The organism is Vibrio cholerae (genome assembly GCF_008369605.1).
Taxonomy (GTDB): Bacteria; Pseudomonadota; Gammaproteobacteria; order Enterobacterales; family Vibrionaceae; genus Vibrio; species Vibrio cholerae.
Genome location: NZ_CP043554.1, coordinates 2,801,827 through 2,823,821 on the forward strand (window position 1 = coordinate 2,801,827; position 21,995 = coordinate 2,823,821).

At 51.1% G+C, this 21,995-nt stretch carries 24 protein-coding genes; 9 read left to right on the forward strand and 15 right to left on the reverse strand.

The annotated features are described in order from the left end of the window. Positions 1-35 precede the first annotated feature (35 nt). Positions 36-815, forward strand: a complete 780-nt coding sequence (locus tag F0316_RS13070; RefSeq protein ID WP_149560538.1) for a glycosyltransferase family 2 protein — start codon at positions 36-38, stop codon at positions 813-815. 61 nt (positions 816-876) lie between these two features. On the opposite strand, the gene F0316_RS13075 is transcribed toward F0316_RS13070, so the two are convergent. After that, complete coding sequence (locus F0316_RS13075; protein WP_149560539.1) at positions 877-1,914, reverse strand: glycosyltransferase family 9 protein; 1,038 nt, start codon at positions 1,912-1,914, stop codon at positions 877-879. A 110-nt stretch (positions 1,915-2,024) separates the two neighbouring features. On the opposite strand from F0316_RS13075, the gene coaD reads away from it, so the two are divergent. Then, entirely contained in the window at positions 2,025-2,519 is a 495-nt protein-coding gene (gene coaD, locus F0316_RS13080) for a pantetheine-phosphate adenylyltransferase (protein WP_000078886.1), read from the forward strand. A 96-nt stretch (positions 2,520-2,615) separates the two neighbouring features. Here the strand turns inward: coaD and mutM are convergent, their stop codons facing one another. From mutM to F0316_RS13110, 6 genes are all read right to left on the reverse strand, one after another. Further along, on the reverse strand, positions 2,616-3,425 hold the full coding sequence (gene mutM, locus F0316_RS13085) for a bifunctional DNA-formamidopyrimidine glycosylase/DNA-(apurinic or apyrimidinic site) lyase (protein ID WP_001114650.1): 810 nt from the start codon (positions 3,423-3,425) through the stop codon (positions 2,616-2,618). A gap of 9 nt (positions 3,426-3,434) precedes the next feature. After that, positions 3,435-3,917 carry a hypothetical protein gene (locus F0316_RS13090; RefSeq protein WP_001266258.1) on the reverse strand — a complete coding sequence of 161 codons (483 nt, stop codon included), beginning with the start codon at positions 3,915-3,917 and terminating at the stop codon, positions 3,435-3,437. A gap of 227 nt (positions 3,918-4,144) precedes the next feature. Then, entirely contained in the window at positions 4,145-4,312 is a 168-nt protein-coding gene (gene rpmG, locus F0316_RS13095) for a 50S ribosomal protein L33 (RefSeq protein WP_001051801.1), read from the reverse strand. A gap of 13 nt (positions 4,313-4,325) precedes the next feature. Beyond that, positions 4,326-4,562: a 50S ribosomal protein L28 gene (gene rpmB / locus F0316_RS13100; protein ID WP_000091952.1), complete on the reverse strand. Its 237-nt coding sequence runs from the start codon at positions 4,560-4,562 to the stop codon at positions 4,326-4,328. A 294-nt stretch (positions 4,563-4,856) separates the two neighbouring features. Further along, a complete protein-coding gene (gene radC / locus F0316_RS13105; protein WP_000053459.1) occupies positions 4,857-5,531 on the reverse strand; it encodes a RadC family protein in 675 nt (224 codons plus the stop codon). Between the two features lie 111 nt (positions 5,532-5,642). Continuing rightward, positions 5,643-7,322: a methyl-accepting chemotaxis protein gene (locus F0316_RS13110; protein WP_162797424.1), complete on the reverse strand. Its 1,680-nt coding sequence runs from the start codon at positions 7,320-7,322 to the stop codon at positions 5,643-5,645. Between the two features lie 182 nt (positions 7,323-7,504). Between F0316_RS13110 and coaBC the strand changes: the two genes are divergently transcribed. Beyond that, positions 7,505-8,704 carry a bifunctional phosphopantothenoylcysteine decarboxylase/phosphopantothenate--cysteine ligase CoaBC gene (gene coaBC, locus F0316_RS13115; RefSeq protein ID WP_095477092.1) on the forward strand — a complete coding sequence of 400 codons (1,200 nt, stop codon included), beginning with the start codon at positions 7,505-7,507 and terminating at the stop codon, positions 8,702-8,704. A 65-nt stretch (positions 8,705-8,769) separates the two neighbouring features. On the opposite strand, the gene F0316_RS13120 is transcribed toward coaBC, so the two are convergent. Further along, complete coding sequence (locus F0316_RS13120; RefSeq protein WP_001889830.1) at positions 8,770-8,907, reverse strand: hypothetical protein; 138 nt, start codon at positions 8,905-8,907, stop codon at positions 8,770-8,772. Between F0316_RS13120 and slmA the strand changes: the two genes are divergently transcribed. Genes slmA through lpxN form a run of 3 tightly spaced genes read left to right on the forward strand, consistent with a single transcriptional unit; the run spans position 8,863 to position 11,394 of the window. Then, on the forward strand, positions 8,863-9,453 hold the full coding sequence (gene slmA, locus F0316_RS13125; protein WP_000918350.1) for a nucleoid occlusion factor SlmA: 591 nt from the start codon (positions 8,863-8,865) through the stop codon (positions 9,451-9,453). The genes F0316_RS13120 and slmA overlap by 45 nt on opposite strands. Positions 9,454-9,458: 5 nt before the next feature. Continuing rightward, positions 9,459-10,406, forward strand: coding sequence for a Kdo(2)-lipid IV(A) acyltransferase (locus tag F0316_RS13130; RefSeq protein ID WP_000076197.1), 948 nt, complete (start codon positions 9,459-9,461; stop codon positions 10,404-10,406). A gap of 10 nt (positions 10,407-10,416) precedes the next feature. Then, positions 10,417-11,394, forward strand: coding sequence for a lipid A biosynthesis myristoyltransferase LpxN (gene lpxN, locus F0316_RS13135; protein ID WP_001283371.1), 978 nt, complete (start codon positions 10,417-10,419; stop codon positions 11,392-11,394). A gap of 85 nt (positions 11,395-11,479) precedes the next feature. On the opposite strand, the gene pyrE is transcribed toward lpxN, so the two are convergent. Continuing rightward, positions 11,480-12,121 (reverse strand): orotate phosphoribosyltransferase, encoded by a 642-nt coding sequence (pyrE, locus tag F0316_RS13140; RefSeq protein WP_095471726.1) that lies wholly within the window; start codon positions 12,119-12,121, stop codon positions 11,480-11,482. A 199-nt stretch (positions 12,122-12,320) separates the two neighbouring features. Beyond that, positions 12,321-13,037 carry a ribonuclease PH gene (gene rph / locus F0316_RS13145; RefSeq protein ID WP_032481519.1) on the reverse strand — a complete coding sequence of 239 codons (717 nt, stop codon included), beginning with the start codon at positions 13,035-13,037 and terminating at the stop codon, positions 12,321-12,323. Between the two features lie 163 nt (positions 13,038-13,200). On the opposite strand from rph, the gene F0316_RS13150 reads away from it, so the two are divergent. Together F0316_RS13150 and F0316_RS13155 are read left to right on the forward strand one after the other, a co-directional pair. Further along, positions 13,201-14,067: a YicC/YloC family endoribonuclease gene (locus F0316_RS13150; RefSeq protein ID WP_000640567.1), complete on the forward strand. Its 867-nt coding sequence runs from the start codon at positions 13,201-13,203 to the stop codon at positions 14,065-14,067. A gap of 65 nt (positions 14,068-14,132) precedes the next feature. Next, the gene (locus tag F0316_RS13155) at positions 14,133-14,621 is read left to right on the forward strand and encodes a TIGR00645 family protein (protein ID WP_000440285.1); all 489 of its coding nucleotides are present in this window, start codon (positions 14,133-14,135) and stop codon (positions 14,619-14,621) included. 106 nt (positions 14,622-14,727) lie between these two features. Here F0316_RS13155 and murP read toward each other — a convergent pair whose 3' ends face one another. Together murP and murQ are read right to left on the reverse strand one after the other, a co-directional pair. After that, positions 14,728-16,173, reverse strand: a complete 1,446-nt coding sequence (gene murP, locus F0316_RS13160) for a PTS N-acetylmuramic acid transporter subunit IIBC (protein ID WP_001074155.1) — start codon at positions 16,171-16,173, stop codon at positions 14,728-14,730. A 23-nt stretch (positions 16,174-16,196) separates the two neighbouring features. Then, the gene (murQ, locus tag F0316_RS13165; RefSeq protein WP_000687206.1) at positions 16,197-17,099 is read right to left on the reverse strand and encodes an N-acetylmuramic acid 6-phosphate etherase; all 903 of its coding nucleotides are present in this window, start codon (positions 17,097-17,099) and stop codon (positions 16,197-16,199) included. 230 nt (positions 17,100-17,329) lie between these two features. On the opposite strand from murQ, the gene F0316_RS13175 reads away from it, so the two are divergent. Then, positions 17,330-18,178, forward strand: coding sequence for an SIS domain-containing protein (locus F0316_RS13175; RefSeq protein WP_000114972.1), 849 nt, complete (start codon positions 17,330-17,332; stop codon positions 18,176-18,178). Positions 18,179-18,204: 26 nt separating this feature from the next. Here F0316_RS13175 and fhuB read toward each other — a convergent pair whose 3' ends face one another. From fhuB to F0316_RS13190, 3 genes are read right to left on the reverse strand one after another with little or no spacing between them, the layout of a single operon-like run. Then, complete coding sequence (gene fhuB / locus F0316_RS13180; RefSeq protein ID WP_149560540.1) at positions 18,205-20,166, reverse strand: Fe(3+)-hydroxamate ABC transporter permease FhuB; 1,962 nt, start codon at positions 20,164-20,166, stop codon at positions 18,205-18,207. Continuing rightward, positions 20,163-21,122 carry an iron-siderophore ABC transporter substrate-binding protein gene (locus F0316_RS13185; protein WP_149560541.1) on the reverse strand — a complete coding sequence of 320 codons (960 nt, stop codon included), beginning with the start codon at positions 21,120-21,122 and terminating at the stop codon, positions 20,163-20,165. Before F0316_RS13185 ends, fhuB begins: the two co-directional genes overlap by 4 nt. Then, positions 21,113-21,898 carry an ABC transporter ATP-binding protein gene (locus F0316_RS13190; protein WP_000487060.1) on the reverse strand — a complete coding sequence of 262 codons (786 nt, stop codon included), beginning with the start codon at positions 21,896-21,898 and terminating at the stop codon, positions 21,113-21,115. Before F0316_RS13190 ends, F0316_RS13185 begins: the two co-directional genes overlap by 10 nt. Between the last annotated feature and the right edge of the window lie 97 nt (positions 21,899-21,995).

Genomic DNA, 21,995 nt, shown 5'->3' on the forward strand with positions numbered 1-21,995 from the left:
TTTATACCCAGATTTATTCGTAGCGAGGATTTTTCGTGAATAAACCAACGCTTGCTGTCGCATTGATAGTAAAAAATGAAGCGCGTCATCTGGATGAGTGCTTACAAACCGTGCACGACTGGGTTGATGAAATCGTGGTGCTCGATTCTGGCAGTCACGATGAAACCGAGCAGGTCGCGCGTCGTTACACTGAAAAATTTTACGTGAATGCAAAGTGGCCGGGCTTTGGCCCGCAGCGCCAACTGGCCCAATCTTATGTGCAGTCCGATTATGTACTGTGGTTGGACGCCGATGAGCGAGTCACACCTGAGCTTAAACAGAGTATTTTGCAGGCTGTTGCAGCCAATAAGCCCGATACTTTGTATCAATTCGCGCGTTTGAGTTGGGTGTTTGGTCGTTTTATCCGCCATAGCGGTTGGTACCCCGATCGCGTACTGCGCCTCTACCCAACTCAGCAGACTCGCTACAATGACGCATTAGTGCATGAAAAGGTGCACGTTGAACCAAGCATGAAAGTCGAAACTTTAGCGGGCGATGCGATTCACTACACCTATAACGATGTGCATCACTATCTGGTGAAATCCGCGGGTTACGCCAAAGCGTGGGCGGATCAACGTCAAGCGAAAGGCAAGAAGGCTTCCCTTTCTCAAGGCATCGTCCATGCTGTGGGCTGTTTTCTGAAAATGTATCTGCTCAAGCGCGGTTTTTTAGATGGAAAACAGGGATTTTTAATTGCACTGCTCTCTGCACACTCCACCTTTGTGAAATACGCTGATTTGTGGGCACGGGATAATGACGAGCACTACAAACGCTAAGCGGATATCTATCGAGTAAAGTAACAAAGACAAAGGGAGCCGCAGCTCCCTTTTTTAATGATTAAAGCTGCACACTACGTAGCCAAGGCGTAAGCTCAGTCAATACGCTCTTCATATCAATCCGACTCATGTTCTCTTGGTTTGCTTTATCGTCTGCAGGCGGCGGACAAAAAGCGATGTGCTTACCTTGCGAGTTGAGTGGTCGCCAGCGCAGTGGCGTTGCTGAACGCTTGGCTGGGAAGAATCCGACCGTAGGCACATCCAAGGCTGCTGCGATATGCAAAGGGCCTGTCGAGCCCGCAATGAAAAGCTGCGCGCACGCCAGCGAGCGAGTGAAATCCACCAGCCCGTCATTTTTGGCGTACAAGGCTGCTGGCACTCCTTGCTCAGCAAGCAAACTTTGCAATTGCGCCGCTTTCTCTTCTTCGCCAGGTCCTGCGGTGAGTACGATTTGTTTGTACTCATCCACCACGCCTGTCACTAAGTCACTGTATTGCGTCAAAGAGAGATTATTGGCGGAACCACCACTGCCGGCGTGGACAAAAAGCCACGCCTTAGCCGGATTAAGCTCTAGCTGCTCAGCGAGTTTGCTGCGCTGCGCCGCCAACTGCTCCGCAGGAAAGGTCAGATACGGCGCGTTCGGCTCAATAATCGGCTGGCCGATATCACGCAAAAAAGCACGAACCAAATCAAGATTGTATTCGTATTCCGGCTTGGCCGATTGCGAGCGCTTTTGCTTAATGCGGTGCTGATAAAAAATCTGCGCCAATTTGGTCGCCGGAGCTAAACGGTAAGGAATACGTGCTTTCCACACTAAGAGCGCGTTATACATGGTCGAAAACAAGTTGATGGAAGCATCAAACTGCTGTGCTTTAACTGTCTGCACCAGTTGCTTATGCTGCGCCTTATCCGCCTGTTGGCCAGGGTCGATGATCACCGCGTCAATCCATGGACAAAGCTCAGCCAGTGCGGCAGTGTATTTCGGCACCAGCGCGGTGATATGACAATCCGGCAGAGAAGCTTTCAGCATAGCGAAACTTGGCCAAGCCAGCATAAAATCGCCAATTTTATCGTTGCGAATAACCAGTAACTTTTTCATTGTGCTCGATAAGGTGTGAAATTTTGCGTGCTCATCATACCGACTTCATAGGTAAATGTGAGGCTTTTTGTTAGGATGAGGCCACTTCCCTGATTGATGAGTAACGGATTGTGAGCCAAAAACGTCTTTCCCGAGTGATTTACCCCGGCACTTTTGACCCCATCACTAACGGTCATCTGGATCTGATTGAGCGCGCCGCGCAGATGTTTGATGAAGTGATCATCGCCGTGGCCGCCAGTCCGAGTAAAAACACTCTGTTTACGCTCGAAGAACGGGTCGAGTTCGCGCGCCATGTCACCTCTCATCTGGATAACGTCAGCGCGAAAGGCTTTTCCGGATTGTTAGTTGATTTTGCCAAAGCCGAAAAAGCGAATGTCTTGATCCGCGGCTTGCGTACCACAGTCGATTTTGAATACGAATTTGGTCTCACCAATATGTATCGCCGTTTAATGCCGGGCTTAGAGAGTGTGTTTTTAACGCCCGCCGAAGAGCACGCGTTTATCTCGTCGACCTTAGTGCGGGAAGTGGCGATCCACGGCGGCAATGTGGATGAGTTTGTGCCCACTATTGTCGCTAACGCTCTACATCAAAAGAAAAAAATCTAGCGCTTCAAAGGGATGCAAGCTCGCATCCCTCGATCCCCTTCCTACTTGAAGCTGCAGCGGTGTTGGCTACCTGCAACTCTAAGTCGTTTGGGTATATCAATGCTGGCACTGCGGGCAGAAAAAGGTATTGCGCTGAGCAATTTTCTGCTCGCAAATCAGCTCTCCACAATGAAGGCAAGGCTGTTTGGCTTTGCCATACACTTGCAGCTCTTGCGCGAAATAGCCCGGCTTACCATCGCTTTGGGTAAAATCTTTCAGCGTGGTGCCGCCTTGCTTAATCGCCACTTGCAGCACTTGTTTGATGTTCGCCACTAAGGTTTGCCACTCCTCTAAGCTCAGCGAATAAGCGGGGCGCAGTGGATGGAGGCGTGATGTAAACAGCGATTCATTGGCATAGATATTCCCCACCCCCACGACCGCTGCGTTGTCCATGATGAAAGCTTTTACTGCAATGCGTTTGTTGCGCGCTTTGTCCATCATATATTCAGCGTTAAAAGCTTCGGTCAACGGCTCAGGCCCCAAACGCCCGAGCACTTCATGGCTCTCATCAGGCGCACACCATAACCAAGCCCCGAAGCGACGCGGATCGTTATAGCGCAGCCGTTTGCCGCTGGTCATCACCAGATCCACATGATCGTGTTTCGCAGCAGGAAAATCGCCATCCAAAATACGCAGCGAGCCAGACATACCCAAATGCACAATCGCACTGCCGACTGCGGTTTCAATAATCAGATATTTAGCGCGGCGATGAATCGCGAGAATGGTCTGCCCTTCAAGCTGTTTCAGCTCTTGAGGGATCGGCCAGCGCAACTTGGGTGTACGTAACACTAAGGATTGAATGGTGCCGCCGACCAAATGTGGGGAGATCCCTAATCGGCTGACTTCAACTTCAGGTAATTCCGGCATGACAACCTCTTACAATGGCGCAGGGAATAGATAACTCGCTTCGGCCGAGACCGCAATCCAACGATCTTGCCAGTTTTTTAGCAACCAAAATTGTGGGGTTTGATAGAAGGTGATCCTTTGTGGCTCTTCGCGATCGGCATACCACACTTCTATCGTTTGTGCGTTTGGCAACGTTGGTTGCAGGGCGCGATACGTCGCCTCATCCACTTCTGTCCCAGTGAGTGCATGCCAACGCTGCACTAATTCTTGCCCATCAACACTCAACTCAGGCTCCGACTGCCACTCTTCGCGGCTTTTTTCTAATGAAAACGCAGGGAAATGCAACGCCTGTAAGGTGGCGTCCGCTCTCAGTAAGCTTGGAAACTGGCTCTCCGGATCGGGCAATAAATAGCTTTTAATCACGGTCGGCAGATTAATCACCGCGATAAAAGCAATCACTGACAAAATCAGAATGTTGTTCCAACGGCGACGTCGATTGGGAGAAACGCGCATAATCACTCCTTGCGATAAGCAAACGTTTTGAGATTAACAAAGTGCTTAGTGAGATCCTAGTCATCCCCTTGCTACTTGAAGCTGCAACGCCAAGTAGTTTGAGTATAAGAGGAGCTCTATACCTTGGGCTTTCTGTTATTGGCAGCCAAAACCCAAATAACAGGCAGAAAAAAAACCCAACCAAAGGCTGGGTTTTTTTACAACACTGTAAACAAGAGCTAAATCAATTACTTGATTTTTGCTTCTTTGTACACAACGTGCTGGCGAACTACAGGATCATATTTCTTGATCTCGAACTTGCCAGGCATATTGCGCTTGTTCTTATCAGTGGTGTAGAAGTGACCTGTACCTGCAGATGATACTAGGCGGATTTTTTCGCGAATGCCTTTAGCCATTGCTCAATTCCTCTTAAACGTTTTCGCCACGTGCACGGATCTCTACAAGAACAGCATCGATGCCTTTCTTGTCGATGATACGCATACCTTTAGCAGTTAGACGTAGTTTAACAAAACGTTTTTCGCTCTCTACCCAGAAACGATGAGTTTGTAGGTTCGGCAGAAAACGACGCTTAGTAGCATTTTTTGCGTGTGAGCGGTTGTTACCAACTGCAGGACGCTTACCAGTTACTTGGCATACTCGTGACATGAATGTCTTCTCCAAATCGTTTCAGCTCGATATCAACCTTGGTGGCCGAACCTCTCTCTTTCCAAAATCAGAAGTTGAGGTTAAAAACCGTTATGGAATACCCATACAAGGCTATCAAAGGTCGCGCATTATACTAACTTGCCGCACATTGCTCAAGACCCGAACAGATCCTTTTCGCAGGATTTGCTGATCTTTTTACGGTGCGAGCTGAATCAGGGTTAAAAAATGTCGGGGCATATTAGCAGATTCTCGCTAACTCACAAGCTTAAAAATGCCGCAAACCATAAGTGTTGACTATATCCAGCCACGTTCAGCAAAAGAGACCACTTCCCCATCACCGACGACAAAATGATCCAGCACACGAATCTCAACCAAACCGAGTGCATCACGCAGGCGATCGGTGATCCTTCGATCGGCTTGACTCGGTTCCGCAACACCCGATGGGTGGTTGTGTGCCAGTATTACCGCAGCGGCATTATGGTGCAGCGCCCGCTTAACCACTTCTCGTGGGTAAACGCTCGCCGCATCAATCGTCCCTTCAAATAAAATCTCATCACGAATGACACGATGTTGGTTATCCAAAAACAATATATAGAAGGCTTCTCGTTGGCGATCGCGCAGCACGCTCGATAAATAAAGTTTGGTTTGCTGCGGACTGGTGAGGGCATCACCGCGCTTTAAGGTTTCAGCGAGATAACGCTGCGTCATCTCCAATACCGCTTGTAATTGAACAAATTTGGCTTCGCCCAACCCTTTGTGGCGACAAAACTGCTCCTTGGAGGCACAGAACAGTGCGCGCAGTGATCCAAAATCGCGCAGCAGCAGATCCGCCAAGGCGAGTACATTCATACCATGCGTGCCTGTACGTAGGAAAATCGCCAGCAATTCCGCATCACTTAATGATTGCGGGCCGCGTTGCAGCAATTTTTCGCGCGGCATCGATTCGGTGGGTAACTCTTTCAGACTCATCTCTTTTCTCGGCGTCGGTTTTGCTTACTCAAGCCAGAGAAAAGGAAGGGCCGCAAGCGGCCCTTCTCAAGTTTCGAATCACCTCAAGCGGCGATGCAATTTCACTGTTGATTAAAGCTTAAAATGCCCAACCAAAGTGCCCATCTGTTGCCCAGAATGGGACAAACTTGCGCTCACGCTTTCGGTCTGTTTAAAGCTTTCACTGAGTTCATTGACAATCTGCTGAATCGCGACCAGATTTTGGTTGATGTCTTCTGCTACGGCGCTTTGCTGCTCAGCCGCAGAAGCCGTCTGAATGCCCATATCATGAATTAGGCTTACTGCTTTGGAGATCCCCGCTAAGCTCTCTTTAATCTGCACCGATTCCAGCGCGGTTTTCTCACCACGCTCTTGGCTGATGTTCATGCTCTGCACCGCTTTACTGACCCCTTGGTGCAGCGCATTGAGCATTTCACCAATCTCTTTAGTGCTATTTTGAGTACGACTCGCCAGTGAGCGTACTTCATCGGCCACCACAGCAAAGCCGCGCCCCTGTTCACCCGCTCGCGCCGCTTCAATCGCCGCATTCAGTGCCAGTAAATTGGTTTGCTCAGCAATATCGCCAATCACTTTCAGCACTTGGGTGATCTTCGCCGCCTGTTGGCTGAGATCGCTTACCGCGGCAGAGGTTTGGTTCACTTCGTTGACCAACTCACCAATCCCATCAATCGCCAGATTCACCTCTTTCTGCGCGACAGCAATTTGGCTGTTAGCCGACTCAATCGCTTGCGCGGTCGAGTAAGTGTTGCTCGCCACTTCGCGCGCCGTGGCGCTCATTTCAGTCACCGCAGCGACAACTTTATCGGTCTCTAAACAGTGACCGTCCATCTTATGGCTGGCTTGCGAGGTTTGTTGATCCAATTCCTGCGCAGCCGCTTCGACCGTATTGGCCGAGGCGCGGATATCGGTCATGAGCGGATGCAGCTTATCCATAAAAGCGTTAAACGCTTTCGCCACATCGCCAATCTCATCTTGGCTCTCAACTTTAATTCGCGCGGTTAAATCGCCGCCACCCGCAGCCACCGCCTGTAGTGAACTCACCACATGTTGCAGTGGTGCAATGCCGCGAGACACCAAAACACTCACCGCAATAATAGTGAACACCAAACCGACAACCGAAAGCCCAATCGCGGAGATCATTTGATCGTAGAGATCCGCCTCGCGCTGCGCGCGAAACTCTGCCACTTGGGTATCGACATCATCAATATAGATGCCCGTCCCCAATACCCAATCCCATTTCGGTAGGTATTCGGCATAACCCAGTTTCGGCGCTTGAGCATTAATCGTCGGTTTGTGCCAAGAGAAATAGAGGAATCCATCGCCCGTTTTTGAGGCATCAATTAAACCGGCAATCACCGCCACACCATTTTCATCTTTCATGCCGTAGAGGTTTTTGCCTTCTAATTCAGGCTTAATCGCATGTAGGGTATTGACCCCTTGTGAGTCGTATGCAAAGAAATAGCCATCGCTGTCAAAACGCATCGCTTTGAGGATTTGTTTGGCTTGCGCTTGGTTTTCACCGGCTTTATCACTCTCATATAAAGGTTTCACCGCCGTCACCCCCATCATGAGATAGGCTTGCAGCTCTTTTTTCTTGGCATCAATCAGATCGGTGCGGTAGTTTTCTAGCTCTTTTTGTAAGGTAGATAACCCACTCTGATAATTCACCGCCATAACCAAGGCGGTAATGACGATCAGAGGAATGACCGTCAATAGCAGTAATTTGGTACGGCTTCGTAGAGAAGACAGCATAAGATTCCCTTTCATTATTGTTAGCTTTGTGAATGACTTATCTCATATTCATGGTCTATTGTCTGTGAAATGACCGATGCTTTGCAGCTCGACCAGTGGCGCGATGCACAGCGGCGGTTGTGACTCCAACTTTTAGCTCGAGCTGTGCTAACATAGCGCGCAGATTTTTTGAGGGATCCCAAATGCAATCATTGGCAGGCAAAAAGATTCTGCTCGGTATCAGTGGCGGTATCGCAGCGTATAAGTGTGCAGAATTGACTCGTCGATTGGTGGAGCGCGGTGCGACCGTGCAAGTGGTGATGACCCACGCCGCCAAAGAATTCATTACTCCGCTGACCATGCAGGCCGTTTCCGGACGTCCCGTGTCGGATAGCTTGCTTGACCCTGCGGCAGAAGCCTCAATGGGGCATATTGAGCTCGCTAAATGGGCCGATTTGGTGCTGCTGGCACCGGCGACTGCCGATCTCATCGCGCGCATGGCCACAGGCATGGGCAATGATTTGCTCACCACGCTCATTCTGGCCACCAGCGCACCAGTCGCGATTGCGCCAGCCATGAATCAGCAGATGTATCGCAATATCGCGACCCAAGAAAATCTACAAACGCTTATCCGCCGTGGTTATCTGACTTGGGGTCCTGCAGCTGGCGAGCAAGCCTGTGGAGATGTCGGCCCAGGTCGTATGTTGGAGCCGATGGAGTTAGTGGCGCACTGCGAAAACTTCTTCGCCCCGAAAATTCTTGTCGGTAAACGCGTGCTGATCACCGCAGGTCCCACTCGTGAAGCGCTCGACCCAGTACGCTACATCACCAACCACAGCTCAGGAAAAATGGGCTTTGCGCTTGCCAAAGCCGCCGCGCAGCTCGGCGCTGACGTCACACTGATCAGCGGGCCGGTGCATCTGCCAACGCCAGTGGGCGTCAATCGCATTGATGTGCAAAGTGGATTAGAAATGCACAGCGCAGTGATGAAAGATGCAACCTCACACCAGATCTTTATCGCGTGCGCCGCGGTAGCCGACTACCGCCCACAAACCGTGGCCGAGCAGAAGATCAAAAAGAGCCGTGATAACGACACATTGACCATTGAGATGGTGAAAAATCCCGATATCGTGGCGTCCGTTGCGGCTCTGACTGAGAATCGACCGTTTACCGTTGGCTTTGCGGCAGAAACGCAAGATGTCGAGACCTATGCGCGTAGCAAGCTCGTGCGCAAGAATCTGGATATGATCTGCGCTAACGACGTCTCGATTGCTGGCCAAGGCTTTAACAGCAATGACAATGCCTTGACCCTATTCTGGAAAGAAGGGCAACACAGCCTACCTTTAACCAGTAAAGACGCGCTCGCTAGCGCAGTAATGCATTTGATTCATGAGCAAATGTAGGCGTTATTTTCGCCACCTACTTCAACCATTTTTATCAACACGCTTCGAACAACCTCTGAGCTTAGTTACACTTCAAAGGTTTCATCTTTGTCGCAGGCGCTGAGTCTGCGACGTAGTTGTTGTTCATCAGCAGTGATAACCAAAAGGAAAAACGGGGCATGGCCGGCAATAAAAAAATCAATCGACGCGAAGAAATCCTGCAAGCTCTAGCCGAGATGCTTGAATCCAATGAAGGGGCTTCACGCATCACTACCGCAAAACTCGCTAAGCAAGTTGGCGTGTCCGAAGCCGCGCTGTATCGCCATTTCCCGAGCAAAGCTCGTATGTTTGAAGGCTTGATTGAGTTTATTGAAGAATCCTTGATGTCGCGTATCAACCGCATCTTTGATGAAGAAAAAGACACGCTCAATCGCATTCGTTTGGTGATGCAATTGCTGCTCGCCTTTGCCGAACGTAACCCAGGCTTGACACGCATTCTCTCTGGGCATGCTTTAATGTTTGAAAATGAGCGCTTGCGCGATCGCATCAATCAGTTGTTTGAACGGATTGAAACCTCTTTGCGCCAAATTCTGCGTGAACGTAAACTCCGCGAAGGCAAATCCTTCCCGGTGGATGAAAATATCCTCGCCGCGCAGCTGCTCGGTCAGGTGGAAGGCAGCTTGAATCGCTTTGTGCGTTCTGATTTCAAATACCTGCCAACCGCGAATTTTGATGAATACTGGGCGCTGCTAAGTGCACAGATTAAGTGAGTACAATGAGTCAAGATAAATACAGCAAACCTGAATTCTCCTTCTCTTTATTGCACCCAAAATACTGGGGAGTCTGGCTTGGTTTTGGCCTACTCGCCCTGCTGGTTAACCTGCTGCCTTATCCTGTGCTGCTAAAAATCGGCCGCGGTTTAGGCCAATTTTCGATGCGCTTTGGTAAAAAGCGTGTCCATATCGCCAGACGTAATCTGGAACTCGCCTTCCCAACCATGAGCCAAAGCGAGATCGATGCGTTTGTTTTGGAAAACTTCAAAAACACCGGTGCGGCCCTGATTGAAACTGGGATCACTTGGTTCTGGCCAACCTGGCGCTTTAAGCGCATTTTGATTGATAAAGATACCCAAGCCATTCGCCAACATGCAAAAACAGGCCAAGGGGTTTTGCTGTGTTGCGTACATGCACTCAATCTGGAAATCACCGCGCGCGCTTTTGCTGTGCTAGGCATCGGTGGCTATGGCGTATATCGTCCGCACAGTAATCCTGCCTATGAGTTCATTCAGTACCGTGGTCGAACACGCAATGGCAATCAGCTTATCAACCGAACCGATATTAAGCAGATGATCCGCGTGTTACGCCAAGGCGAGCGTCTGTTCTACCTGCCAGACCAAGACTATGGCCACAATAAGTCGGTGTTTGTGCCTTTCTTTGCGGTAGAAGAAGCTTGTACCACCACCGGCACCAGTATTTTGGCTTACACCAGCCACTGCGCGATTGTCATCGGCTCCGGTTTCCGTAACGCGCAAGGGCGTTATGAGATCATGGCTGATAAATCAATTGAAGCGGACTACCCACAAAAAGATGAAACCGCTGCCGCGGCTTACATGAATAAATTTGTCGAAGAGATTATACTGCGCGCCCCCGAGCAATGGATGTGGCTGCACAAACGCTTCAAATCTTTGCCGGACTACGAACTGACCAACTCGCGCTATCAGTAAAGGTGAATTTGTGAGCGATCAAGACAAGGGCATTGCACGCCATCTACATAACCCGCAATTTGAGTGGCGCTTTCTGCACCCCAAACACTGGGGCACTTGGATCGGCATCGCTTTCGCGGCACTGTTGGCCTTTATTCCATGGCGCATACGAGATCGATTAGCCAAGCCCTTGGTGCCATTTATCATTAAGAAAAATGGCCGCGTAGTCCGCCGCGCTCGGGTTAACCTCGCCTACTGTTTTCCAGAGAAAAGCGAGCAAGAGCGCGAGCAGATCCTGCACGATACGTTTGTGAAAGCCTCGCAGTTTATGCTCGGTTATTCAGAGCTGTTGGTGCGCTCGACCCGCTACAACAACGCACGGGGCGAACTGATTGGCGAAGAGAACTTGCTGCCGCTGCTAGATAGCGGCGAGCGCGTGATTTTGTTAGTCCCGCACTCTTGGGCGATTGATTACGCCGCCGTTATGCTGGCGGCTCGCGGCTACAAAGTCGCCAACATCATGAAACCGCAGCGCAACCCGATTGCCGATTGGCTGATGCACGTCCAACGTATGCAGTATGGTGGCCGAATTTTCACTCGTGAATCGGGCATTAAACCTTTCTTGCGTTCGATTCAATCCGGCTATGTTGGCTACTGGGTGCCGGATGAAGATCACGGCCCGCAAAACTCCGTGTTTGTACCGTTTTTTGCTACCGAAAAAGCCACGCTCAAAGGGTTTGGCAAAATGGCTAAGCTGTGCAAAGCGCATGTAGTACCTTTGATGTCATGCTACAACAGTGATTCAGGCCGTTATGAAGTGCACATTTTGCCTGCGCTGCAAAACTTCCCAACCGGCGATGAAGAAGCCGATGCACTGGCGATGAACCGTGCGATTGAAGCACTGGTCACGCCACAGCCGGAGCAGTACATGTGGAACTTGTCGTTGCTGAAAACTCAGCGTGATGGACGAGAGATTTACGACAACTCCCATCATGGCGATCAAAGCTAAGTGTTTTGTTCTTGAGCTTAATGCTAGAAAAACAGCCTCATTTTGAGGCTGTTTTTTCGTTTTAGGCTTAGTTGGATGAATGCGCTTAAATGCCGTACTGTGCACGATACGCTTTCACCGCCTCTAGATACTCAGTGTTGTTACCTTGCTGTTCAAGATAGGTGATGAGATCGGTCAGGCTCACAATCGAAATGACCGCACAACCAAAATCACGTTCCACTTCTTGAATCGCTGAGAGCTCGCCCTTGCCTTTCTCTTGGCGATCGATCGCGACCAGCACGCCGGCTAAATCAGCCTTGTTGGCTTGGATAAGCTCCATCGATTCACGAATTGCCGTACCAGCGGTGATCACATCATCCACCAGCATCACGCGACCTTCTAACTTGCTGCCCACCAGATTACCGCCTTCGCCATGATCTTTGGCCTCTTTGCGGTTAAAGCAGTAAGGCGTATCCACATCGTGGTGGTCCGCCAATGCTACTGCTGTGGTGGTAGCAATCGGAATACCTTTGTAAGCAGGACCAAACAGCACATCAAACTCAATACCAGAATCCACTAGCGCTGCCGCATAAAAACGGCCCAAGCGCGCTAAATCACGGCCAGTATTAAACAGACCAGCGTTAAAGAAATAAGGACTTTTACGGCCTGATTTCAAAGTAAATTCGCCAAACTTCAGCACCTGTTTTTCTAGGGCAAACTCAATAAATTCACGCTGGTAAGCTTTCATCACATCTTCTCTAAATTTACGATTTAAGAACAATTCATCTTCTAAGATATTGGCGTGAGGGCAAGGCAGCAAAACTTTGAGTCCCTAGGAGCTTACTGAAGTAAGTGACTAGGGCAAAAAGTACTTGCTAACGCAGCCATCGCGTCAATACCGACGAAGATGAGGGCAAAAAAATAGCCCCCAATTGGGAGCTACTCAATCAATCTAACAACGATGCCTTCTGCACTGCGACAATATCGGCAATGCCTTTTTTCGCGACAGCCAGCAATTCCAGCAACTGCTCATGACTGAACGGCTCACCTTCAGCAGTGCCTTGAATTTCAATCATTTTGCCTTCTTCGGTCATGACCACGTTCATATCCGTATCAGCGGCAGAATCTTCGACATATTCCAGATCGCACAGCACATCTTCACCTAAGATACCAACCGAAACCGCAGCCACATGGCCTTTCATCGGGTTCTTCTTCAGTTGGCCTTTAGCAATCAGATGGGCAAAAGCATCGGCCAGTGCCACGCTTGCACCGGTAATCGAAGCGGTACGCGTACCGCCATCGGCTTGAATCACATCACAATCAACGGTGATCATGATTTCGCCCATCGCTTCCAGATCCACCACAGCACGTAGGCTGCGCGCGATCAGACGCTGGATTTCCATGGTACGACCGCCTTGCTTACCATTGGTCGCTTCACGGCGCGTGCGTGAATGGGTTGCACGCGGCAACATGCCGTATTCCGCCGTCACCCAGCCTTTACCTTGGCCTTTTAACCAACGTGGCACACCTTCTTCAATGCTGGCATTACACAACACTTTGGTGTTGCCAAATTCCACCAACACCGAGCCTTCTGCGTATGCAGTGTAGTTGCGGGTGATTTTGATGGGGCGAACTTGGTCCGCAGCGCGGTTATCTGGACGCATAGGGTCTCGACCTTCTTGTGGCTGTATCAATTCGGTTGGGGCGGGATTATAGCCCAAAGCCCCTACAGGCGCTAGGTTAACGAACTCAGCACGGTAGCGCCGTTTTGCCTGCTTTGCTACTATTAGCGCCAGTCACAAAGAGATGAAAGCAAAGGACATCCTGATGATTTACAGCATGACTGCGTACGCACGCAAAGAAGTCAAAGGCGATTGGGGCAGCGCCGTGTGGGAAATTCGCTCGGTTAACCAACGCTATTTAGAAACGTACTTCCGCCTGCCTGAGCAGTTCCGTGGTTTAGAGCCACTGCTGCGCGAGCGTTTTCGTCAGCGCCTGTCACGCGGTAAGATCGAGTGTCATTTGCGCTTTGAAGCGAATCCAGCCGCGCAAAGCCACCTCACCATCAATGAAGGACTCGCCCAGCAAGTGATTAATGCCGCTAACCAGATCATGCACATGACCGGTGAACTCAGCCGCATTAACCCATTCCAAGTGATGCAGTGGCCGGGCGTGATGGAAACGCCTGAGCAGGATATGGACGCCATAAACCAAGCACTACTCAGTGCGTTTGATGAAGGCGTGGACGAATTTATCGCCGCGCGTGGCCGTGAAGGCGATAACATGAAAGCGCTGATTGAGCAGCGTTTGCAAGCGATCAGCGCCGAAGTGGTCAAAGTACGCGCACGCATGCCAGAAATTCTGGAATGGCAACGCGAGCGTCTGTTCAGCAAATTTGAGGAGGCGAAAATCGAGCTTGATGCGAGCCGCGTAGAGCAAGAGCTGATCCTGCTGGCACAAAAATCGGATGTAGCCGAAGAGCTGGATCGTCTCGACTCTCATGTCAAAGAAGCGCGTGAAGTGCTGAAAAAAGGTGGCTCATGTGGCCGTAAACTCGATTTCATGATGCAAGAGTTCAACCGTGAATCGAACACCTTGGCTTCGAAATCCATCTCAACCGATATCACCGCCTCCGGTGTGGAGCTGAAAGTACTCATCGAGCAGATGAGAGAGCAGATCCAAAACATCGAATAACCCTTAAAGCCTCGTTGATTCGGGGCTTTTATTTAATCCCCTAACTTCTTAGTAATTGGAAACCTATGGAACGTTTGATCGAAAAACTTCTCTATTCTTCACGTTGGATTATGGCGCCGATTTATCTTGGCTTAAGCCTGCTGCTGCTCGCGCTGGGCATTAAATTCTTCCAAGAAATTTTCCACCTACTGCCAAACATTTTTACCATCAAAGAAGTGGATCTGATCCTAGTCGCACTCTCTTTGATTGATGTGTCGCTGGTGGGCGGCCTTATCGTGATGGTGATGTTTTCCGGATATGAGAACTTCGTGTCTAAACTCGATGTCGATGAGAGTGAAGATAAACTCGGTTGGCTGGGCAAGCTTGATACCAGCTCGCTGAAAAACAAAGTATCTGCTTCGATTGTGGCCATCTCATCAATTCATCTGCTCAAAGTGTTTATGAACACCGAAAACATCGAAAGTGACAAAATCAAATGGTACTTGCTGCTGCACATTACTTTTGTGGTCTCGGCTTTTGCGATGGGCTACTTGGATAAAATCACCAAGAAGTAGCGTCTTGAATCGTTGAAAAACTTCAATCGTTGAAAAGAAAGCGCCCTAGATTGGGCGCTTTTACTATCCCCCCGTCCGTTAAGGGGATAACCTACAGGGAACCAACTTAGCTCAGATCGACGTCTTTACAACCGAAGAAGTAGGTAGCAGCAAAGCCAACGGTATAAGAGATGAGCAAACCACCGACAAATACCGCCATACCCGCAAAAATACCGTCGGCTGAAGTCATCAGGGGAATCGCCACCACACCGGATGGGCCAAACACCGTATTGAGGCCAACCGGCAAACCCAAATAAGAGATGAGGCCGATAAAGAAGCCACCCGCCGCACCGCCAATACAGGCAGTGACAAAAGGTTTCACTCGCGGTAGCGTCACGCCATAAATCAGTGGCTCACCAATGCCGAGAATACCCGGGATGATCGCCCCTTTAATTTGAGTGCGAATCGTGGTCTCTTTTTTGGCTCTCGCGTACAGCGCCAGTGAAGCACCGACTTGCCCAGCGCCTGCCATGGCAAGGATCGGGAACAGTGAGTTAAAGCCTTGCGCTTCCATCAGCGCGAAATAGACCGGCACAAAACCTTGATGAATACCAAACACCACCGAGATTAAGAACAAACCGGCTAAGATGGCAGCACCGAGTGGGTTATCGTTGAGGTTTAAAAACAGCCATGACATGCCTTTAAACAGCTCACCGCCGATAGGCATGATGATGAGGAAAGTCACCGCGCCCATGATCAGCAAAGTCACCACCGAAGTCAGGATCATATCCAAATCATCCGGCATGTATTCACGCACTTTACGTTCCACTTGCGCGCCTAAAATTGCCGCCAGTAATACCCCGATGATGTTGCCACGCGGGTCAATTGCAAAGCCGAAGAACTCACTCATCCCCGAGTAAATGCCTTTGGTTGCTTCTGGGTCATAACCGAGTACAAACAGCGAAGCCAGAATCGCCCCGTTCACGCCAGAGCCGCCAAATGCCTGCTGCGCGTTATAGCCAATCAAGATGCTGAGAAACGCAAACAGCCCTTTGCCAAACACTTTGAGATAAGCCACCAGATCGAGCATAAACTCGCTCGGGGTTTGGCCAACCACATAGATTTGCTCAAGCAGAGTCGCAATGCCCAGCAGCAAGCCTGCGGCAATAAATCCGGGGATCAGCGGAGTAAAAATGGTGGCAAACTTGCTCAAAAAGCGTTGTACCGCACTGGTTTGCTTGCTCTTCATCTGCTTTTTCTGCTGCGCGGCAATCGTGGAGAGATCCGCCTCGCTCACTGCAGGTGCCACGTTGTCGCCCGATTCAATCAAGGCATTCATCATATCCGCGGCCGTTTGTGCTTTACCGGGACCGAGGATGATCTGCAGTTGTGCGTCACTTTCAACCACACCCATCACTCCGGAAATTTTTTTCAATGCCGCATGATCGGCGAGCGCAGAATTATTCAGCGTTAAACGCAAGCGAGTCATGCAGTTGCCACATTTGGCGACGTTACCACTGCCGCCCACCAGAGACAGCACTTGTGCCATCATGGTTTGGGTTATTTTGGCCATCATCGGCTCCTTCTCTCTGCTGTTTATTCTTGGTTGAGCGCTGCGCGGATAAAACCTTGGTGCTGCGCCAGTTTTTGTGCGGCTTGCTCTGCGCTAAAACCGCCCAAAATCATCAAAATCGCAGTCTTGCAGTGGCGACCACACGCGGCCAATGCCGCTTCCGCTTGCTCAGCGCTTACGCCTGTCGCTTCTACTACAATATTGGTTTGCCGTTGGATGAGCTTGGCGTTGGTCGCTTCCACATCCACCATCAGGTTGCCAAACACTTTGCCACTTTTGATCATCGCGCCCGTGGTCAGCATATTGAGCACCAGTTTCTGCGCAGTGCCCGCTTTCATGCGTGATGATCCCGTAACCACTTCCGCACCGACTACGGGGGTAATCACAATATCCGCGCACGCCTCCATCGGGCAGCCCGGGTTACACGCCAGTGACACGACGGTGGCACCGACCGAGCGTGCGTACTCCATTCCCCCAATCACATAAGGGGTACGGCCACTGGCGGCGATGCCAACCAGTACATCCTTTTCATTAAGGTTCAGGGCCTTAAGATCGCTTTGGCCTAGCTCGCGGTTGTCTTCGGCATTTTCGACTGCTTTCAAAATCGCCGTATGTCCACCGGCGATCAAGCCAATCACCTGTTCAGGCTTGCTACCGTAGGTCGGCGGACATTCACTCGCATCGAGAATCCCTAAACGACCAGACGTACCTGCGCCCATATAAATCAAGCGTCCACCTTGAGCAAAAGCAGCGGTAATCGCTTCCACCGCTTGCGCGACTTGTGGCAAGGTTTGCGCGACCGCCAAGGCGACCAACTGATCTTGTTGGTTGATCACTTGCAGCATGTCCAACGTGGACAAGGTATCAATCTGCTCACTGGCTGGATTACGGCTTTCGGTCACTAAGCGGGTTAAATCAATCTTCATAAGGCTTCTCGGCAAATTTCGAATTGAGGCGATTCTATGGAATAAAATATTCCATTTTGGTGATAAGAATCACAATTAAGGTTATTCTTTAAGCAGGCGTTTTTTGGAATAATCGTGAAAAGCATCGAGAAAAATAAACGCTCAACCATGAAACCATTGATTGAGAAAGCATGAAGCGTGGCAGGCATTATTCCTACGATGGAATAATTTATTCATAAGGAGTGTAAAAAATGTCCGTACTACAACGCATCGTCAGCCGTCGCACCCAACTTTCCGAGAGTGGCCGCCAGATTGGTGATTGGGTTCTCGCCAATGCGGCGCAGGCGGCAGCAATGACCAGCCAAGATTTGGCCGCGTGGGCCAATGTGAGCCAATCGAGCATAGTCAAATTTACCCAACGGCTTGGTTTTAAAGGCTACAGCGAATTTAAACTCGCCCTCACCGAAGAGCTGGGACGCAAACAAGTCATGGTCAACCAGCCTTTACACAGCAACATCTTGGCCGATGACCCCGTCGCCGTAATTGCCCAAAAACTGGTGCAAACCAAAACCGAAGCGATGTTTCACACGACCAATGCCCTGCGTTTGGATGAGTTCAGTGAGGCGATCAGCTGGATTCAGCAAGCGGTGCGGGTACAGATCATCGGGATTGGTGGCTCAGCGCTGGTCGCCAAAGATCTCGCATTTAAGCTGCTCAAGCTCGGCATTACCGCGCTCACGGAGCAAGATAGCCACGTGCAGATCGCGACTGCTCGCACCTTACATAGCCAAGATGTGCTGATTGCGATTTCATTTTCCGGAGAAAAGCGCGAAATTCTGATTGCAGCACAAGCGGCCAAACAGCAAGGCGCGAAAGTGATTGCCCTAACTACACCGAACAAAAATCGCTTACGTGAACTGGCCGATCTGGCGCTGGATACGATTGCCGATGAAACGCAGCACCGCAGCTCTGCGATTGCTTCGCGTACCGCGCAAAACGTGCTGACCGACCTGATTTTTCTCACCCTCACTCAGCAGCGTGAAACGTCCGCGCGGCAGTTGATCGATGACATTTCTTCCGACATTCGCCAGATGCGTTGAGAGGCAAGCGCCTCTCAACTGAGGGTTTAGCGTGCACGCTGACTGAGTAACAGCAGCAGGAAATAGCTGCCACCAATGATTGCCACTAGCGTGCCTGCGGCGATTTGCGCGGGGAATAACAAGGCTTGCCCCAACCAGTCTGCCCACAACATCAAAGTGCCGCCCACCAAGGCGGCCAGCAGAAGTTGAGATGGAGCACGCTGCGCGCCGAGCATCATCGCCATGTGTGGCGCAATCAAACCGACAAAGCTGACAGGCCCCATGGTCGCGGTCACCAAAGCGCACAACAGCGCGACCAAGATCAGCAAAACTAAGCTGGCGCGACTCGCACTCAAGCCGCGAGCAGTAGCAAAACCGCGCCCAATTGAGATCAAGGTAAGCCAACGAGACAAGCCAAGCGCCAACAGTGTTAACCCCACCACACCCACGCTGAGCAGCAAAGCTTGCTCGCCCGTGACACGATAAGTTGAGCCCGATAGCCACAGCAAAATCTGATAGCTGTCGCCCGTTCCTTTAGCCAAGGTAAATTGCACCAAGGCTTCCAACAGTGCGGTGATAGCAATCCCAGTCAAGATCAAGCTAGACGGTGCGTAATGATGGCGCCGCCCAAGCAGCAACAGCACCACCAATACCGCAGCGCTGCCAAGCAGTGCTGTCATCCAGTGGGAGCTCTGCAAACTTTGCCCTAAAAACAAGCTAGCAAACACCAAGGCAAACGTAGCTCCCGAAGAGACGCCCAAAATATCGGGGCTGGCTAACGGGTTATAAATCAGCCGTTGCAGTAACGTTCCCGCGATCGCCAATCCCACCCCAGCAAACAGCGCGGTGAGCATGCGCGGCCAACGAAGCGGCCATTGAAACTCACTCGGCAGCGCCCAGCTTGCACTTTCCATCTGCCAACCAATATGTAAACCCAGAGCCAACAACAAAGTCGCCGCAATGAGCATCACCGCCCATCGAGAAGACGAACGGCGATGTGAAGACAAGGAGATAGAGAGCGAATCCTGCGCTTGGAGCGGACGGCGACTAAACCAGATCAGCGCCGGAGCACCAATCACGGCGGCAGTAATGCCGCTAGGTACGACTTCCTCCGCCCACACGCTCAGCCCCATGGCGAGCATATCGGTAGCAAGCAGCAACAACGCGCCAAGCAGCGCACTGCTGTACAACTCCATTTTGGGCGTGCGCGCCCCCAGTGAACGGGCGATATTCGGGGTTAATAAACCGATAAAACCGATCACCCCAACCGCAGTAATCGATGCGGATACCAACCAAATCCCACCCGCCATCAAAAGTAAAAAGGCAGGCAATACCGCTAAACCACGCGCCGCCGCCCCTTCATGGCCGAGCCGAAGCAAAGTCAGCACTCGCGGTGCAAACAGCAGTAACGGGAACACCAAAACCAAGCGCGGTAGCAACCAAGTGAGCCACTCCCAGCCGTTTTGCGCTAAATCACCGGCACCCCACATAAACACATTCTGGGCGAACTCTTCGTTCAGCAGCACCAAGGCCGTGGCAATCGAACCCAGCAAAATGTTCACCACCATGCCGGAAACAACTAGCGGTAATCCGGTGAGATTGCGTAGCCCCGCAATCGAGATTATCAGTGCGAAAGCGAGCAGTGCTCCAGCCATCGCAGCCAATGCGCTGTAATCGGCCACCCAATCACTGAACCAGATATTGACGATAATCAGCCCCAACCAAGCACCGGATGAGGTTCCCAACGTCAGCGGTGAGGTGAGTCGGTTTTGGGTCAACTGCTGCATCAAGCTGCCCACCAACCCAAGCACCGCGCCCACCACTATGGCCATCACCGCACGGGGTAGCTGCGCGTAGATAAAATTCACCTGCGCGAAACTTTGCGCGGCTTGATTACCGAGCACCAATTGCCACTGCTCATTGAGGGTTAAATTGTGCCCCCACTGCACACTCACCAGCGCCAACAGCAGAGTCAGCGCCCCCAAACCAGTTAAACGCAGCACACTCATGATTGCGGAGCCACCGCCAGCAAGCTTTCGGTGATCGCTTCTGCGCTATAACGCAGCGACATCGCCCCGCCATAGCTCCACACAGAACGCACGGAATTGACACGTCCCGCCTGCACAAACGGCATCGCTCGCCACAACACCGATTTTTGCACTTTTTTCTCTTCCGCAAACGGCAAGAAATAGAGCACATAGCCTTGCTCAACGTGTTGCAACTCACTCAAGCGTTTTTGCACTATGCCCCACTCTTTCGGCGGCTGCGGCAGCGCTGACGATAAACCGAGCTGTTCTAGCACATATTGCGGCGTGGAGTTTTCGGTATACAAAAACACCGAGGTTGGGTTGGCAAAACGCAGCGTGACCACCGCAGGTAAAGTGTCACCAAAGGCGTGCTGTAACGAAGCTTTCAGCTCAGCAAAACGGGCATACATCACTTCCAGTTTTTGCTGCGCCACCGCCTCTTTACCAAACAAGGTCGCTAAGGTTTTAAAGTGGGAAATCGCCACTTGGGCAGCGTTATCTTGCTCGGAAAAATTGGGTAGATACACCACTGGCGCGATGCGCCCTAAGGTGGCCAGCAAATCTTGTTGCGGCCCTGCGGCTAAAATGACATCCGGTTTAAGTGCGGCGATTTTCTCTAAATTCGGCTCAGTACGAGTGCCAATATCTTGCACCGAACTTGGCACCTCGGGTTGCACAACCCACTGCACGTAAGAACTCAATTCCGGCGCGCCAACGGGCTGAATGCCCAGTTCTAGCACTTGCTCAAGCAAATCCCAGTTCAGCACCACCACTCGCTGTGGAACCTCAGCAAAAGTGTGCGTCCCTTGGCTATCCGTCAGCATAATTTGTGCTTGCACGGGCAGTGAGAATAGACAAAGCGCGGCAAACCAGCCAAAAACCGCCTTCGATCGGCAAATGTTCCGCAAACGAACATTCCATTGACTCATCAAGCACATACGATCGCAACCTTATTAGTAGAAAAGTGGGCAATGGGATTCGGGTGATCGATCAAACGAATCGGTGAGTGATACAGATCCGACAACCGCTGCTCATCGAGCAACAACTCAGCACCGCCTTCAAAAGCGATCTGCCCCTGCTTAAGCGCCACAATGTGGGTCGCGTAGCGCAGCGCCAAATTGAGATCATGCAAAATCACGATAATACCCACGCCTTGGGTTTGATTGAGCTCCGCCAGCAGCGCCATCAATTGATATTGGTGATGTACATCAAGCGCCGACGTCGGCTCATCCAAAATCAGCACTGGAGATTGCTGCGCAAGCAGCATGGCCACCCAAGCGCGTTGACGCTCACCGCCGGAAAGCTCATCCGCCAAGTTATGCGCAAAACCACTCACACCCGTTTTTTCGAGTGCCGCATCGATAATCTGCTCATCTTCCTTGCGCCAACGACCCAAGGTGCCGCGCCACGGAAAGCGCCCTAAACGCACCAACTCACGCACGGTTAATCCGGCACTGGTTGGCAATTTCTGCGGCAAAAAGGCCACGGCTTTGGCGAGGGTTTTACTCGGCAGCGATGAGAGTGATTGACCATTGAGGGTCACTTGACCGCAATCGGGCGACTGTTGGCCCGACAGTAAACTGACTAAGGTGGATTTGCCGGAACCGTTGTGACCGAGCACGACTGTCAGCTCATTGGTCGGAATGGTCAAATGATCGATCGCCAAAATGGTGCGCCCACCGCGAACCATTTGAATATCAGCCAACTGAAACATTGATCCCCCTAATAATTGGCATTCAATAAAAACAACAAATCCCGCCAGAAGCGGGAGTTGTCTGGCAGCCAATCATCCAAGAATACGGACAATTGAC